Annotated in this window: 17 protein-coding genes and 1 tRNA gene; 11 read left to right on the forward strand and 7 right to left on the reverse strand. The window is 65.4% G+C overall.

Annotated features, from left to right (window positions below):
- From GPT34_RS16825 to GPT34_RS16850, 6 genes are all read left to right on the forward strand, one after another.
- Positions 1-145: helix-turn-helix domain-containing protein (locus tag GPT34_RS16825; protein ID WP_291014990.1), on the forward strand; the 145-nt coding region annotated here is incomplete at its 5' end.
- Positions 146-207: 62 nt separating this feature from the next.
- Positions 208-283 (forward strand) — tRNA-Phe (locus GPT34_RS16830).
- A gap of 474 nt (positions 284-757) precedes the next feature.
- The gene (locus GPT34_RS16835) at positions 758-1,273 is read left to right on the forward strand and encodes a YiaA/YiaB family inner membrane protein (protein WP_291014952.1); all 516 of its coding nucleotides are present in this window, start codon (positions 758-760) and stop codon (positions 1,271-1,273) included.
- 30 nt (positions 1,274-1,303) lie between these two features.
- Entirely contained in the window at positions 1,304-1,747 is a 444-nt protein-coding gene (locus GPT34_RS16840; protein ID WP_291014954.1) for a hypothetical protein, read from the forward strand.
- 23 nt (positions 1,748-1,770) lie between these two features.
- On the forward strand, positions 1,771-2,571 hold the full coding sequence (locus GPT34_RS16845) for a DUF2145 domain-containing protein (RefSeq protein WP_291014993.1): 801 nt from the start codon (positions 1,771-1,773) through the stop codon (positions 2,569-2,571).
- Between the two features lie 36 nt (positions 2,572-2,607).
- On the forward strand, positions 2,608-3,696 hold the full coding sequence (locus GPT34_RS16850; protein ID WP_291014957.1) for a serine endopeptidase: 1,089 nt from the start codon (positions 2,608-2,610) through the stop codon (positions 3,694-3,696).
- Positions 3,697-3,703: 7 nt separating this feature from the next.
- Here GPT34_RS16850 and GPT34_RS16855 read toward each other — a convergent pair whose 3' ends face one another.
- The gene (locus tag GPT34_RS16855; protein ID WP_291014960.1) at positions 3,704-4,888 is read right to left on the reverse strand and encodes an MFS transporter; all 1,185 of its coding nucleotides are present in this window, start codon (positions 4,886-4,888) and stop codon (positions 3,704-3,706) included.
- Positions 4,889-4,902: 14 nt separating this feature from the next.
- Positions 4,903-6,075 carry a tRNA guanosine(34) transglycosylase Tgt gene (tgt, locus tag GPT34_RS16860; RefSeq protein ID WP_291014962.1) on the reverse strand — a complete coding sequence of 391 codons (1,173 nt, stop codon included), beginning with the start codon at positions 6,073-6,075 and terminating at the stop codon, positions 4,903-4,905.
- Positions 6,076-6,279: 204 nt separating this feature from the next.
- On the opposite strand from tgt, the gene GPT34_RS16865 reads away from it, so the two are divergent.
- Complete coding sequence (locus GPT34_RS16865) at positions 6,280-6,708, forward strand: c-type cytochrome (protein ID WP_291014965.1); 429 nt, start codon at positions 6,280-6,282, stop codon at positions 6,706-6,708.
- A gap of 76 nt (positions 6,709-6,784) precedes the next feature.
- On the opposite strand, the gene GPT34_RS16870 is transcribed toward GPT34_RS16865, so the two are convergent.
- Positions 6,785-7,186 carry a c-type cytochrome gene (locus tag GPT34_RS16870; RefSeq protein WP_291014968.1) on the reverse strand — a complete coding sequence of 134 codons (402 nt, stop codon included), beginning with the start codon at positions 7,184-7,186 and terminating at the stop codon, positions 6,785-6,787.
- A 99-nt stretch (positions 7,187-7,285) separates the two neighbouring features.
- On the reverse strand, positions 7,286-7,450 hold the full coding sequence (locus GPT34_RS16875) for a hypothetical protein (RefSeq protein WP_291014971.1): 165 nt from the start codon (positions 7,448-7,450) through the stop codon (positions 7,286-7,288).
- Positions 7,451-7,774: 324 nt separating this feature from the next.
- Between GPT34_RS16875 and GPT34_RS16880 the strand changes: the two genes are divergently transcribed.
- The 3 genes from GPT34_RS16880 to GPT34_RS16890 are packed head-to-tail and all read left to right on the forward strand — an operon-like array spanning position 7,775 to position 9,899.
- Positions 7,775-9,097, forward strand: coding sequence for an aromatic ring-hydroxylating dioxygenase subunit alpha (locus GPT34_RS16880; protein WP_291014974.1), 1,323 nt, complete (start codon positions 7,775-7,777; stop codon positions 9,095-9,097).
- A complete protein-coding gene (locus GPT34_RS16885) occupies positions 9,094-9,585 on the forward strand; it encodes an aromatic-ring-hydroxylating dioxygenase subunit beta (protein ID WP_291014976.1) in 492 nt (163 codons plus the stop codon). Before GPT34_RS16880 ends, GPT34_RS16885 begins: the two co-directional genes overlap by 4 nt.
- A 2-nt stretch (positions 9,586-9,587) precedes the next feature.
- Positions 9,588-9,899 carry a non-heme iron oxygenase ferredoxin subunit gene (locus GPT34_RS16890; protein WP_291014978.1) on the forward strand — a complete coding sequence of 104 codons (312 nt, stop codon included), beginning with the start codon at positions 9,588-9,590 and terminating at the stop codon, positions 9,897-9,899.
- Between the two features lie 71 nt (positions 9,900-9,970).
- On the opposite strand, the gene GPT34_RS16895 is transcribed toward GPT34_RS16890, so the two are convergent.
- The 3 genes from GPT34_RS16895 to GPT34_RS16905 all read right to left on the reverse strand — a co-directional run bounded on the left by GPT34_RS16895 (position 9,971) and on the right by GPT34_RS16905 (position 12,907).
- Positions 9,971-10,978 (reverse strand): hypothetical protein, encoded by a 1,008-nt coding sequence (locus tag GPT34_RS16895; protein WP_291014980.1) that lies wholly within the window; start codon positions 10,976-10,978, stop codon positions 9,971-9,973.
- 125 nt (positions 10,979-11,103) lie between these two features.
- Entirely contained in the window at positions 11,104-12,213 is a 1,110-nt protein-coding gene (gene queA / locus GPT34_RS16900) for a tRNA preQ1(34) S-adenosylmethionine ribosyltransferase-isomerase QueA (protein ID WP_291014983.1), read from the reverse strand.
- Positions 12,214-12,286: 73 nt separating this feature from the next.
- On the reverse strand, positions 12,287-12,907 hold the full coding sequence (locus GPT34_RS16905) for a flavin reductase family protein (RefSeq protein ID WP_291014985.1): 621 nt from the start codon (positions 12,905-12,907) through the stop codon (positions 12,287-12,289).
- A 62-nt stretch (positions 12,908-12,969) separates the two neighbouring features.
- Between GPT34_RS16905 and recG the strand changes: the two genes are divergently transcribed.
- Positions 12,970-15,141 carry an ATP-dependent DNA helicase RecG gene (gene recG, locus GPT34_RS16910; protein WP_291014988.1) on the forward strand — a complete coding sequence of 724 codons (2,172 nt, stop codon included), beginning with the start codon at positions 12,970-12,972 and terminating at the stop codon, positions 15,139-15,141.
- Positions 15,142-15,311 lie beyond the last annotated feature (170 nt).

Here is a 15,311-nt window from a genome sequence, read left to right on the forward strand (position 1 = left end):
GGCCTATTTCGAATACCACCTGGCCAAGGAGTCTGGCTCCATGACCCGCGTGGCCGAAAAGACCGGCCTCGAGCGAACTCACCTCTACCGCAAGCTCAAGCAGCTTGGCGTCGACTTGGCGCGCAGCAAGCGCAACGGCAACTGAGCCCTCCGAGGGTTGGTGGCGGCTGAACCGCCCGGCGAAACTGCTATAATTCTGCCTCTGTTGGCCCGGTAGCTCAGTTGGTAGAGCAGCGGATTGAAAATCCGCGTGTCGATGGTTCGATTCCGTCCCAGGCCACCAAAAATCCAGAAGCCCATCCTCGCGATGGGCTTCGTCTTTTTCGGCTTCCGAGTCATTGGAGCCTCGCCCCCTGCTTGCTGCGTCAAGTACACCGCTCCGCCGCGAACTTCTGCCGTTCCCCCAAATGATGCCCACGCAATCGCCAGTAGGCATTGGGCTGTCGCCATCGGCAGGCGGTTGGTGCAAATCGACACCTTGCCCACCAAATAACGTTTCTGCGGCCTGCTTGCGCCTGGCGGTGGCCCGTCGTTGCCCAGCGGCCCAATGTGTTGTTTGGCTGACCCTGGCAACGCCTCAAGACTTCTCAGCCCTTTGCACTTGCTAGCCGGATCTGATCGAAAACGATACCGGTAGTCGGTTCACTATTTCGATACCCCGGGGTGCAATACGAAGATCCGAGGCGCAAAAATATGCGGCTCCGAGTGGTTCTGCCGCTGATCATCGCGCCATGTTCAACAACCCATCGAGGTTCACATGGCTTCAGCTTCAGCACCCCGTTCCCCCCTCATCGTGATGCGCGACACCCGCGCCTGGACCGTCCAGACCTGGGTCTCGTTCGGCATTGCCGTCTTCTTGTGCGGCACAGGTCTGGCCTACCTGCCAGGCGAGGCGGTGGACCGGGCGTTCATGTTGATGGGATACGTGTTTTGCCTCTCCACCGTGTTTGTGCTGTCCAAGGCGGTGCGCGACGCGCAGCAGGCCACGACGGCGGGTGCTGGCGAAACGCCGATGTGGCGCCTGGTGGTCTGGGGTGGCTTCGCGGTGGCCATGGGCCTGACTGCCTGGGGCCTGCTGCGCATGGAAGTCAACGACACCTACCGAGCGTACCTGGGCGTGAGTTGGCTGTACCTGGTGACCTCGGCCTTCACCCTGGCCAAGACCCTGCGCGATCGTCACGAGGCCGCCTTGAGCGAGGCGCACCTGCGTGGTGAGTTGATTGGACGCCAGCAGGCTCAGCGCGAAGGCGTGCCCACGGTGGCCGGCGAGTAAATCCCCCATTTTCATTTTCAGGAGCTCCTCATGAAAACCTTGAAATCCCTTTTGTGCGGGGCAGCACTCGCCGCCAGCTTGATCGCTGCCCCGGTGCGCGCTCAAAGCGAAGCCTCGCAGGTGTTGTCGGCACTGCCGGTGGCCTCGGTCTTGGCCACTGCCTCCGTGGGTGCGGCGGCGGTGAGTGTGGTGCCGGTGGCCTTGTCGGCGGTGGGCGCCACGCTGGTGGTGAAAGCGGTGGAGGTCACCGCGCGTGGCACGGTTTACCTGCTGGAGCGGGCGTCTGACGGTGCGCAGGCCAGTGTGGTGGTGGTCGGCCGCGTCGCCTCGGGTGTGGGGATGGGTGTGGGCACGGTGCTCGCGGTGAGTTTGATCGGCACCGGGGTGTTGCTCTCCACCGCCGGCGAGGTCCTGGCGTTCATTCCCAACGAGCTGGGTCGGGCCTTGCTGCACAACGAAAGGGTGACCCAGTGACGGCGCCCGCCAAGGCATCGCGCCTGCATCACCCGTTGACGTGCACCGCGCTAGCGCTTGCCACCGCCTTGTTTGCCGCCACCGCCCACGCTGGACGTTCGTGCGAAAGCAAGCCGCTGACCGCCCAGACCATCACCCAGGGCATGGCACTGGCGCAACGCACCTCGGTCGCACTGGACGCCGAGTTCGCCAGCAGCGGCGCGCGGGTGGTCGTTCTCGGTCGGGCGGGCCAGAACTTGAGCAAGTACCGCCTGCACCATTCCCACCTGGGCTGGGCCTACAAGACGCCACAAGGGCCGTGGCGCGTGTTGCACAAGCTCAACGCATGCGGCGCGGCCACCGGCGCGCTCTACCGCCAGGGGCTGGGCGAGTTTTTTCTGGACGATCTCTGGCGCTTCGAGGCGGTGTGGTCCGTGCCCGCGCCTGCGATGCAAGCGCCGCTCTACGCGGTGCTCAGCGATGCGCAGCGCAGCACGCGGCTGAACACACAGCCGTACAGCCTGGTGAGCTACCCCTGGAGCACGCGCTATCAGCAGTCCAACCAATGGGCACTGGAGACCCTGGCCTCCGCGGTCGAACCCGGTATCACCAGTCGCGAGCAGGCTCAGGCCTGGTTGAAATTCAAGGGCTACCAGCCCAGCGTGTTGCGCATCGGTGCGCTGACCCGGCTGGGTGCGCGCGCCGGCAGCGCCAATGTGGCGTTTGACGACCATCCCAATGAAAAACGCTTTGCTGACCGCATCGAAACCGTCACGGTGGACTCGGTGCTGTACTGGCTCACGCGCAGTGGGCTGGCCTCGGCGCCACAGTCGCTCTCGCTGTGAGCGGCACAATCCACATCATTCCTGGAGGGAGGTCCCATGAGCAAAGCCTTGCGTCTGTCTGAAAAGTGGTTCCGCCGTGGCCTGTGGCTGGTGGCGTTTGTGTTCGCTTGGTTTCTGGTGGGCTTGGGCAGCACCATCGTGGGCGATCTGCCCCAGGTGGAGCAGCAGCGCTCACTGGACGACTTCATGGACCCGCAGCGCACGAGCGTCCTGCGCCAGTCGATCAAGGCGGCGCAGCGCACCGAGCGCGAGGCGCAGGACGCGCTCGACCAGGCCGAGCTGCGTCAGCAGACCGCGCAGGCCAGCAACCGCGCGGCACGCGACACCTTCAACAACTGGCTGGCGACGCGCAACGCCACCCAGCGGCCCGATCAGGACACCGAACTGATAGCGCGCACCGAGCAGCTCGACGCGCTGCGCCAGGCCGAGCGCGACGCACTCGCTGCGGTCGAGGCCCAGCAGCAGCGCTTGCTCGATGCCCGCCAGAGCCAGCGTCGCGCGCAGGGCGAACTCGCCACGCTGGAAGAGGGTGCGCGCGACGCATTTGAGAGCGAGCTGCGCGCCCAGGAGCTGCGCGTATTTGGCTACCGCTTGCTGCTCACTCTGCCCCTGCTGATGGCCGCTGGCTGGCTGTTTGCCAAGAAGCGCAAGAGCACCTACTGGCCGTTTGTGTGGGGCTTCATCTTCTTTGCGCTGTTTGCATTTTTTGTCGAGCTGGTGCCCTACCTGCCGAGCTACGGTGGCTACGTTCGCTATCTCGTGGGCATCGCACTCACGGTGGTGGGCGGGCGCTACGCGATTCAGGCGCTGCAGCGCTATCTGGAACGGCAGAAGCAGGCCGAAGCGCTGCCCGACCGGCATCGGCGCCAGGAACTGGACTACGACCTGGCGCAGACGCGGCTGGCCAAGAACGTCTGCCCGGGATGCGAGCGGCCGGTGGACCTGAAAGACGGCAAGACCGACTTCTGTCCTCACTGCGGGCTGTGCCTGTTCGACCGATGCGCCCACTGCAGTACCCGCAAGAACGCCTTCACCCGCTTCTGTTTTTCCTGTGGCACATCGTCGGCCAGCCCGGGCACGCCGGAGCCGGCCTCATCTAGCGCGCCGCAGACGTTATCGCCCTGACGCCGGATCAGCCGGCGGCGGCGCGCAACTCCTCGCGCAGCAACGGCCAAAGCGCCCACAAGCCCAGCGCCGGGCCCATCGCCAGCCAGGGCAACAGGGCACCGAGCGCCACGGTCTCGGCCAGCGACACAAACAGCAGGATGCTGACGATGGAGATTGCAAAGCCGATGCTGTTGGTCAGCGTGAGCACGCTGCCCACCGCTTGCGGTGGCGCGTTGCGCGCGGTCAGGGTGGAAAACTGCGGCGAGTCGCCCGCCACCGTGATGCCCCAGAGCAGCAACCAGGCGGCAAACAGCGCGTCGCTGGCGCCCAGCACCCAGGGCGTGGCCAGGCAACAGAGGCCACTGATGGCCAGCTGAAGGCCGGCCACGCGCGCGCTGCCCCAGCGCTGCGCCGCCCAGCCGCCGACCGCGCAGCCGATGGCGCCAGCGCCCAGCACCGAGAACGCTGCCCACGACAGTGCCGTGCCATCCAGTCGCGTGGCTAGGATCAGCGGCACCATCACCCATACGGTGTAGAGCTCCCACATGTGGCCGAAGTAGCCCAGTACCGAGCTGCGCACCCGACGGTCGGTCCACACCGTGCCCAGCGCGCGCCATTGCAACGTGGTCACGCGGGCATGGGCGCCGGGAGGATCGCCCGTGCCGAAAAACAGCAGCAGGCCACCTGCGGCCGCCAGGGCTGCTACCCCCAGCATGAGCGTGGGCCAGGGCAGGGTGTCGCCCAGGGCGCGCAGCGCGTGCGCGCTGGCCGAGCCCAACACCAGGGCACCGATCAGCAGACCCAGCGCCCCACCCAGTCCGCGCGTGTACCACTGCGCTGCGATCTTCATGCCGACCGGGTAGATACCAGCCAGAAAAAAGCCGGTCGCAAAACGCCAGACCAGCAAGGCCTCGTAGTTCCTCACCATGGCCCAGGCGCCCACGGTGCAGGCCGCGCCTGCGAGTGCACAGATCAGGAACACCGCGCGCGCCGAGAAGCGGTCGGCAATGGCCAGCAGGGCAAAGACCAGCGTGCCGACGATGAAGCCGAACTGCAGCGCCGACGTGAGCGTGCCCACCGCCGCCGTGGCCCAGCCCAGCTCGCGCTGCAGGTCGGGCATCACGGCATTGACCGCGAACCACAGGGAGGTGCCGGCAAACTGTGCCGCCACCAGCACCGGCAGGATGTGGCGCGGTACGGGGGATTGCATGGGCCGCGGCGTGCTCAGACGCCGCGCGCCCGGGCGGCCTTGAACTGCGAGCGAAAGGCTCCGAAGCGCCCCGCGTCCAGCGCTTCGCGCACCTCGCGCATGAGGTTGAGGTAGTAGTGCAGGTTGTGCACGGTGGACAGCATGGGGCCGAGCATTTCGCCGCAGCGGTCGAGGTGGTGCAGGTAGGCGCGGCTGAAGCCGCCGCGGCCTCCGTTGTCCCAGCTCACGCCGCTTTTGCCAGCGCAGGCATAGCAGGTGCAGGTGGTATCCAGAGGCTGGTGGTCCGTCTTGTGGCGGGCGTTGCGGATCTTCAGGTCCCCGAAGCGGGTGAACAGCGTGCCGTTGCGCGCGTTGCGCGTGGGCATGACACAGTCAAACATGTCCACACCGTCGGCCACGCCTTGAACCAGGTCTTCCGGCGTGCCCACGCCCATGAGGTAACGCGGCTTGTGGGCGGGCAGGCGGTGCGGCGTGTGCGCCATGATCTGCAGCATCTGCTCCTTGGGTTCGCCCACGCTGACGCCGCCAATCGCGTAGCCGGGGAAGTCCATCTCGACCAGCGCGTCCAGCGACTCTTGCCGCAGGTGTTCAAACATGCCTCCCTGCACGATACCGAACAGCGCGTTGGGGTTCTCCAGCCGCGCGAACTCGTCTTTGGATCGCTGTGCCCAGCGCAGGCTCATGGCCATGCTCTTGCGCGCCTCGGCCTCGGTGGTGAGGTGGCCATTGGTCTCGTAGGGTGTGCACTCGTCGAGCTGCATCACGATGTCGGAATTCAGTCCGGTCTGGATCTGCATGCTGACCTCGGGCGACATGAAGAGCTTGTCGCCGTTGACGGGGCTGGCGAAGGTCACGCCTTCTTCGGTGATCTTGCGCATCGCCCCCAGGCTCCAGACCTGGAAGCCGCCCGAGTCGGTCAGGATGGGCTTGTGCCACTGCTCAAAGCCGTGCAGGCCGCCAAAGCTCTGCATCACCTCACGCCCCGGGCGCATCCAGAGGTGGAAGGTGTTGCCCAGGATGATCTGGGCGCCCATGTCGTGCAGGCTGGCGGGCATCACGCCCTTGACGGTGCCGTAGGTGCCCACGGGCATGAAGATGGGGGTCTCGACCACGCCGTGGTTGAGCGTGAGGCGGCCGCGGCGCGCGTGGGTGCCGGGGTCGGCTGTCAGCAGATCGAATCTCAACATGGTGTTTGCGCTTCCGGAGTCGGGAGATTGTAGGGATGCGCCCGGCGGTGACCCGAAAGTGTCTGTACGACCCCACCCAATGGAGGTCCGTGTGGTTGACGACAGTCAATGCTGGCCGGTTTTGAAGGCCTAGCATGAACTTCAGCACAGGTGCTTTTGGCGCCTGGTCGCTGATCAAGTTCATTCAACCATGAGGAGCGCACCATGAAATTGAGAGTCACACGCACGCTTATGTTCGCCACCGGCTTGGCGATCGGCGGAACAGCCGCATTCGCCCAACAGGCAAACGACATTGGAAAGATGGAATTCATCGAGAACTGCGCCAGCTGCCACGGCGTTGACGGCAAGGGCAACGGGCCACTCGGCAACCTGCTGCAGAAGAGCCCGCCCGATATGACCCTGCTGGCCAAGAACAACAAGGGCGTGCTGCCGATCAACCGGCTGTACGAGGTGATTGATGGCTCGGGCGTGCCGAGCCATGGGTCGCGTGACATGCCTGTGTGGGGCATGGAATACCGCGTTGAAGAGGGTAAGGCGCTTCGGGAGGCGCGGGGCCACTACGATGCGCCCGCTGTGGTGCGGGCGCGCATCTTGACGCTGCTGGAGTACATCAGCCGCATCCAGGCCAAGTGATATCCGGCACATTGAGCCAGGTGGGCAGGCGGCTAGGAAAGCGGTCTACCCGCTCGGTGTCCTTGGACCTCGCGGCCTATCGGTCGATGTCGAGAGCGAGAATCCAGGCCACCAGCCGCGCTGCCTCCACTTCCGGAATGGTGGTGCGGTGCGAGGGCATGAACTCGCCCCTGACCTGGCCGCCCCAGTGACGCTCGTAGGCGGTCGAGCGGTCGGGTTCGGGGCTGGAGCCGGTCATGATCTTGGCCGTGAGGGTCTGTTGCGCGCCCTTGACGCTCTTGTACCGGCGCGCCAGATCCCGCCACGCCGGGCCCACTGGCAGGACAGCCGGGGCACCTGATGGCCGGCCGTCGATCGCATGGCAGGCCAGGCAGCCGCGATCATGGGCGAGTGTGAGCACGGCGACTGCATCGTCCGCGGAGGCCACACCGAGAGTGCAGGCCAAGGCCACCAGGCAGGCTGAGAGGGAGCGTTTCATCGGCAGGACGGGGCAGTGAACAGGCTGACCAGCCTAGCAGCCCACCGCCCGGTGGGCTTGATGCACGTCAAGCCAAGCGGAGTGCCGGCAAGACCGAACTCAGTTGTTCGGGATGGCAGGCGGCATGGTGTCGGCACTTTCGCTGGACGCGCTGTAGAGCGCTTCTGGCGCGCGGTCGGAACTGTCCCAACCCCAGGCCATCAACAGGGCCAGGCTCAAGGACAGCCCCAAAGCCAGGCCGAGCCGCACAAACACTTCAATCAATTCAACACCTCATTCATCAACAGCCATCACGGTTCATTGTGTCGTCCGCACCGCGCTGGGCCGGCCGCAGTGAAGCTGAAGGTGTTACAAAATCCTGCGAAAGCGGGGTAATCGCATGGCAGTGTGGTGTTTTGTGCAACGCTGCGGGCAGGGAATCACGCCGTCTCCTCGCCCCGCGAGGGTAGGCAACGCCGGTGGGCCGCCTCGAAGTTGGGCGACTTGTATTCACTGGACTCACATCGCCTAGTGCCGCAATTCGGTTGTGAGATACCTTGGGGCAAGCCATGATCGACGGTCTGGCACGCCTACCGAGGAGACTCCCTGATGACTTCCGCCACCGCCGCCCCGTCCGAACCGTTGCTTTGGGAATCCGGCGGCACCAGCCGCATCCCGTTTGCGGTCTATACCGACGCCCAGCGCCATCAGCGTGAGCTGGAGCGGTTCTTCTACCGGGGGCACTGGTGTTATGCGGGGTTGGAGGCCGAGATTCCGAACCCGGGCGATTTCAAGCGCACGGTGGTGGGCGAGCGCTCGGTGATCATGACGCGCGCCACCGACGGCGCCATTCATGTGGTGGAGAACGTTTGCGCGCACCGCGGCATGCGCTTTTGCCGCAAGCGCAACGGCAACCAGTCCGAGTTCGTCTGCCCTTACCACCAGTGGAGCTACGCGCCCAATGGCGACCTGCAAGGCGTGCCGTTTCGCCGCGGCGTGCGCCAAGGCAGACAGGTCAACGGTGGCATGCCGGCGGACTTCGACCCCAAGCACCACGCGCTCACCAAGCTGAAGGTGGCGTCGCGCGGGGGCGTGGTGTTTGCCTCGTTCGACCACGGCGTGGAGTCGCTCGAAGATTTCATGGGGCCGACCATCCTGACCTACTTCGACCGGCTGTTCAACGGCCGCGAGCTCACCATATTGGGCTACAACCGCCAGCGCATCCCGGGCAACTGGAAGCTGATGCAGGAGAACATCAAGGACCCGTACCACCCCGGTCTGTTGCACACTTGGTTTGTCACCTTCGGTCTCTGGCGCGCCGACAACCAGAGCGAGCTGCGCATGGACCGGCACCACCGCCACGCAGCCATGATCTCCACACGCGGCAGCATGGGCGAGGCCAGCGGCAGCGCGGCGCAGGTGACCCAGGTGTCCAGCTTCAAGGACAAGATGCAGCTGGAAGATCCGCGCTTTCTGGACATCGTGCCCGAGGCCTGGTGGCAGATGGGCGAAAAGGTGCCGACTGCGGTGATGACCACGCTGTTCCCCAGCGTGATCCTGCAGCAGCAGGTCAACAGCGTGTCCACCCGCCACATCCAGCCCGACGGCCACGGTGCCTTCGACTTCGTCTGGACCCATTTTGGCTTCGCCGATGACACGCCCGAGATGACCGAGCGAAGGCTGCGTCAGTCCAATCTGTTCGGTCCGGCCGGTTTCGTGAGCGCCGACGATGGCGAGGTGATCGAGTTTTCGCAACAGGCGTTCGAGAGCAAACCGCAGCACCGCACGCTGGCCGAGCTGGGCGGCCGCGAGGTGGGCGATACCGACCACATGGTCACCGAAACCCTGATTCGAGGCATGTACCGCTACTGGCGCGAAGTCATGGAAGCGCGCGAGCCAGATGCGTCACCGTCGGCTGAGTTGAAACCATGAGCGAAGCGACCAGGCTGGATTTCCTCACCTTCCAACAGCTGCAGCAGCTCTATGCCGACTACGCGCTCGCCGTCGACAGCGGGCAGTGGGACCTGTGGCCCAATTTTTTCACTGAACGCTGCGTCTACAAGCTGCAGCCGCGTGAAAACTTCGAGCGCGGCTTTCCACTGGCCACGCTGGCGTTCGACAGCCAGGCCATGCTGCGAGACCGCGTTTACGGGATCAAGGAAACGCTGTTTCACGACCCGTATTACCAGCGCCACGTGGTGGGCGCGCCGGTGGTGCGCCGCATCGACGACGCAGGTGCGCTGCACTGCGAAGCCAACTATGCCGTGTTCCGCACCAAGCTAGATGGTCCGAGCACGGTGTACAACGTAGGCCGCTATGTCGACACCGTGGTGCACACACCTGCCGGCCTGAAGTTTGCGCAGCGGCTGTGCATTTACGACAGTGAGATGATTCCCAACGCCATCATTTACCCCATCTGAACATGAGCAACTGGACCGACGTGGCCGCCGAGGCCGATCTGTTTGAAGGCGCCGGCATCGCCGTCGAGCCCGAGGGGCAAGACATCGTGCTGTTCTCGGTCGACGGCGAAGTGTTCGCCACCGACAACCAGTGCACCCACGGTCTGGCCAAGCTGTGCGACGGCTTTGTGGAAGGTCCGTACGTCGAATGCCCGTTTCACCAGGGTCGATTCGACGTGCGCACCGGCGCCTGCGTGGGCGGCCCGGTGACCGAGCCGGTGAAGAGCTGGCCGGTGAAGGTCGAGGGTGGGCGGGTCTGGCTGGACCTTGACTGACAGCGTCCTCCCGCCCATCGCCTGACTCGGCAAAGCGCGGTGATTCGTCGCAGTCAGTTTCGCCAGCATCGTCAGCGCCCGTAGAACCGCTTCAGCACCTGAAGTTCGACTCGCACGACCGCCATGTGGGCCTGGACTTCCCGAGCAGACCCGACCACGAAGGCCTCGTCGTCGTCGGTCAACGCGAGGCCCTCGCCTGGCTGGATGGTGCCAGCGCGCAGCATCTGGCGCAGGCTGTGAACGGAGGCTTCGACGAACACCACCGACTCGTTCACGGCGTTGTAGATGTCGATGGCGTTGTTGATCATGACCTCGCCGTACAAGAGCCCCTGCGTCCGGCGTTCTGCGTCGAAGTACGGGCTGCGCTCGTCGATGTAAAGGCTGAGTAGCTTCTCGACGATGGCCTCCTGGCTCTGACCGAGTCGTATCCGGTGGTAGAGGTCTTGGGCCACGTCGGCCTGGGCCGCCAGGATGTCCCGGCGCCACAGTGGATCCAGCAGTCGGTAGGGGTCGTCATTGATGCGGCGCTGGTAAATCACCAGCCGTCTGAAGGCGGCTCCAAAGCGGGTCTCCAGGATGTCGTCAGGCTCACCTGCACACGCGGGGCGCAGCAGCGACTGCACGAATTCGTGAATCAGCGTGTAGCCCGGCGCCGTGTCACGGATCAGGATCATGCTGCGGCCCGGCGCACAGAACGTCGAGCCGCCGTAAAACACCAGCCCCTCATAGGATTCTTGGAAGCCCGCTAGCCGAACCAGCTCCGGCGCTGCCAGCGGCAGATCTGCTAGCAACGGGTTCAAAGGCCGCGCTGGTGCCTCGCTGCGCACCAGCCGGATGTCGACCCCCCAACGGTGGATCGTCTCGACAAGGTTCTCTGGCTTGCTGTGGGTGACTTCGTAAACCGCGTCCACGTTCAGCGCCTGCGAAAATGGGAAGGCCCGGTACGCCCACTGAGGAGGGTCGGCCCGTGTGACCATGGGTGACAGCAGCACCAAGAGCATCGTTGACCATCCAGCAAATCTGCGCAAGGCTTCGGTCAGGCAGCGGACGGCCGTCGATGCGGTCATGAGATCGGGCATGGCGGGCAGTTCAGCGATTGGCTGCGCAGACGGCGGGGGGCTGTGTATTGCCGGAGCATAGGGGTACGCATGCCCAGTTAGGCCCCGTTTGGCCCTTGGCGGGGCTTGAATTGACCGGTGCCTTTCTAGCGACACTGGTCTCTTGCCAGCAGCATCGAATCCCCATAGCTGAAGAATCGGTAGTGCTGCGCCACTGCGTGGGCGTACAGGTTCATTACCTGCTCATGTCCAGCGAAGGCGCTCACCAGCATCATCAGCGTGCTCTTGGGCAGGTGGAAATTGGTGATGAGCCGGTCCACCACGCGGAATTCGAAGCCGGGCGTGATGAAAATGTTGGTGTCACCGCTGACCGCGCCGGTCGTTGCCCAGCTCTCCAGCGTGCGCACGGTGGTTGTGCCGACCGCCACCACGCGGCCGCCGCGAGCGCGGCAGTCGGCAATGGCGTTGAGTGTCTCAGGCGGGATGGCGTAGCGCTCGTGGTGCATCACGTGTTCGCTGATGCGCTCGGTTTTCATCGGCGCAAAGGTGCCCGCACCCACGTGCAGCGTGACGCTGGCGCGCTGCACGCCGCGCGCTTCCAGGGCTGCGAGCACACCCTCATCAAAATGTAAAGCGGCGGTCGGCGCGGCCACCGCGCCCGGCACGCGGGCAAATACCGTCTGGTAGCGGCGCTCGTCGTCGGCGTCATCGGCGTGGGTGATGTAGGGCGGCAGCGGTACGTGGCCATGCCGCGCCATCAGGTCGTACGGCGTTTCATCGGCCGGTCCCTTCAGGCGCAGGCGAAACAGCTGGCCGTTGGCGTCTGGCCACCGGCCCAGGAACAACGCATCAAAACCGCCGTTGCTCAAGCCACCCGCCATGTGCAGACGGCCGCCGGGCTGTGGCTTCTTGCTCAGCCGCAGGTGGCCCACCACTTCGTTGGCGCTGCCGTCCAGTGCTTCCTGCGGCAGCAGCACGCGCTCGATCAGCAGCTCCAGCTTGCCGCCGCTGGCCTTCTCGCCGAACAGCCGCGCCTTGACCACTTGCGTGTCGTTGAACACCAGCAGATCACCCGGCTGCAGCAAGGCCGGCAGATCGCGAAAGATGTGGTCCACTGGCGCGCTGCCGCTGGCGTCAAGCAGGCGCGAGGCGCTGCGCTCGGCGACCGGGTGCTGGGCGATGAGCTCGGGTGGTAGTGAAAAATCGAAGTCCGCAACGGTAAAGCTGCGTGCGCCGGTTGGCGGTGAATGGGTCATGTGCTTGAGGGCCGGACGGACCCGTTCCAAGGTGATTGAAGGCGCTGATTGTGGCAGAGCGCGACGCAGGAAATCAGCGCGGGCGGAACATGCGAAACAGCTGCTCCGGGCCGATGGAGAAGTAGTCGGCAGGACCACCACCGCGCAGGATGTGCCCCGCGTTGGCGGTGTCGTACACGCCGTCCTTCAATAGGTGCTGTGCGATGTGCACCCCCACCACCTCGCCCAGCACCAGCCAGCTCTCAATCGCTGCGCCTGCCGCTGACGTCAGCTGCACCACTTGCGACACCCGGCACTCAAAGGCCACCGGGCTTTCCTTCACCCTGGGCACGCCGACGATCCGCGAAGGTTCGGGCGTGAGGCCGGCAAGCGCGAACTCGTCCACCTCGGGCGGCACGGCGGCGCAGGTCTGGTTCATGGCCTCGGCCAGGTCGCGCGTGACCAGGTTCCAGACGAACTCGCCCGTGGCCTGCACATTGCCCACCGAGTCCTTGTAGCCGATGCTGCAGAAGCCAACGATGGGCGGCGTGTAGTTGAAGGCGTTGAAAAAGCTGTAGGGCGCAAGGTTGAGGGTGCCGTTGGCCGAGCGGGTCGAGATCCAGCCAATCGGCCTGGGGCCGACGATGGCGTTGAATGGATCGTGTGGCAGGCCGTGGCCCTGGGCGGGTTCGTAGAAGTGGTTGGGTTGGCTCATGGTGGACCGATGCTAGCCCCTGGACGCCCGGGGCACTGTCGCCGCAGGGGCACAATGCGGCCATGCCCGCCCAGCCCGACGCGCCGCCAGGCGCCAAGCCCGCCCAGGCCGTTCTGTCCGCTCCCCAGAAGGCCTTGCGCAAGCTCGGTCTGGTGCGCGACATCGACCTGGCGCTGCACTTGCCGCTGCGCTACGAAGACGAAACCCGCATCGTGCGCCTGAGCGAGGCGCGTGAGGGCGAGGTGGTGCAGGTCGAAGGCGCGGTGACCCACAGCGAGGTGAGCTTTCGCCCGCGGCGCCAGCTGTTAGTGACGCTGGACGACGGCAGCGACACCTGCACCCTACGCTTCTTCAATTTTTTCCCTTCGCAGCAGAAGATGCTGGCGGTGGGCGCTCGCATCCGGGTGCGTGGCGAGATCCGGGGCGGTTTCATGGGCCGCACCATGATGCACCCGGCCTTTCACCTCGCGGGTGGTGAGCTGCCCGATGCGCTGACGCCGGTTTACCCCACCAGCGCGCAGCTGCCCCAGGCCTATCTGCGCAAGGCCGTGGCCAGTGGCCTGAAACGCGCCGACCTGTCCGAGACCCTGCCGCCCGACCTGCTGCGCGGGCTGGAAGGCGTGGTGCGCAATGCAGAGGGGCCGCTGTTCACCTTGCGCGATGCGCTGCGCTACCTCCACCATCCGGGCCCTGATGTGTCGATGGATGCACTTGAAGACCGCAGCCACCCTGCCTGGCAGCGCCTCAAGGCCGAGGAGTTGCTGGCGCAGCAGCTTTCGCAGCTCACCGCCAAACGCGAACGCGATGCCCTGGTGGCGCCCACCCTGCTGGCCCGGCCGGGCGGTCTGCACGAGCAACTGCTCGCGGTGCTGCCGTTTGCGCTCACCGCCGCGCAACGCCGCGTGGGCGAAGAGATCGCTCGCGACCTGGCGCGCCCGGTACCCATGCATCGGCTCCTGCAAGGCGACGTGGGCTCGGGCAAGACGGTGGTGGCCGCCCTGGCCGCTGCGATCGCCATCGACAGCGGCTGGCAGTGCGCGCTCATGGCACCCACCGAAATCCTGGCCGAGCAGCACTTCGCCAAGTTGATCGGTTGGCTGGAGCCGCTGCTCGCGCCACTGGGCAAACGCGTGGCCTGGCTCACCGGCAGCCAGAAAAAGAAACAGCGCACTGAGATGCTTGCGCTGATTGCATCCGGCGAAGCCGCGCTGGTGGTGGGCACCCACGCCGTGATTCAAGACCAGGTGCAGTTCCGGAACCTGGCGCTGGCCATCATCGACGAGCAGCACCGTTTCGGCGTGGCACAGCGGCTGGCGCTGCGATCGAAGATGGGACCAGGTTCGCAGGCGTTGCCCACCGAGGGCCGGAGCGGCGACGCGCAGCGCGCAACCGATGGGGGGGAGCCTCATTTGCTCATGATGACGGCTACACCCATTCCCCGCACGCTGGCCATGAGCTACTACGCCGATCTCGATGTCTCCACCATCGACGAGCTGCCGCCCGGGCGCACGCCTATCGTCACCAAGGTCATGTCGGACCATCGGCGCGACGAGGTGATTGCCCGCATTGGCGCGCAAGTGGCCGAGGGTCGGCAGGTGTATTGGGTCTGCCCGCTGATCGAAGAGAGCGAGGTGCTCGATCTGTCCAACGCCACTCAAACCCACGCCGACCTCAGCGCCGCATTACCAGGCGTTCTGGTGGGCTTGCTGCATTCGCGCATGGCCCCTGCCGAGAAAAAGGCTGTGATGGACTTGTTCAAAGCGGGCCAGATGGGCTTGCTGGTGTCGACCACGGTGATCGAAGTCGGCGTGGACGTGCCCAACGCTTCGCTCATGGTGATCGAGCACGCGGAGCGCTTTGGTCTCAGCCAGCTGCACCAGCTGCGTGGCCGAGTCGGGCGCGGCGCGGCGGCTTCCGCCTGTGTGCTGCTCTATTCGCCGCCCGAAGGCGGGCGGCTGGGCGAAACCGCGCGAGAGCGCCTCAAGGCCATGGCCGAGACCAACGACGGTTTCGAAATCGCCCGACGCGACCTGGAGATCCGAGGGCCCGGCGAATTCATGGGCTCTCGCCAGTCCGGTGCGGCGATGCTGCGGTTTGCCGATCTGGCGACAGATGGGCATTTGCTGGACTGGGCCCGCCAAGCCGCTGCGCAGATGTTGACCCGCCATCCGGAAGCGGCAGAAAAGCACACGGCTCGCTGGCTGGGAACCAAGGCTGAATACCTCAAGGCTTGAGAGCTTGTCCGCCCGCGGTGCAATCCCCGAATTGGCCAGGCCAAGCCGGTTCCCCCACATCCCTGATTCTGGCAACCTCTGGCCACCGCGCGCCTAGGGCCTGTTAACACAATCGAAGACCATCGGCGACGAGCACGAAGCTGATGAAGCCCAGGAACATCAGGTCGAGT

Source organism: Hydrogenophaga sp. (assembly GCF_011390835.1).
Lineage (GTDB): Bacteria > Pseudomonadota > Gammaproteobacteria > Burkholderiales > Burkholderiaceae_C > Hydrogenophaga.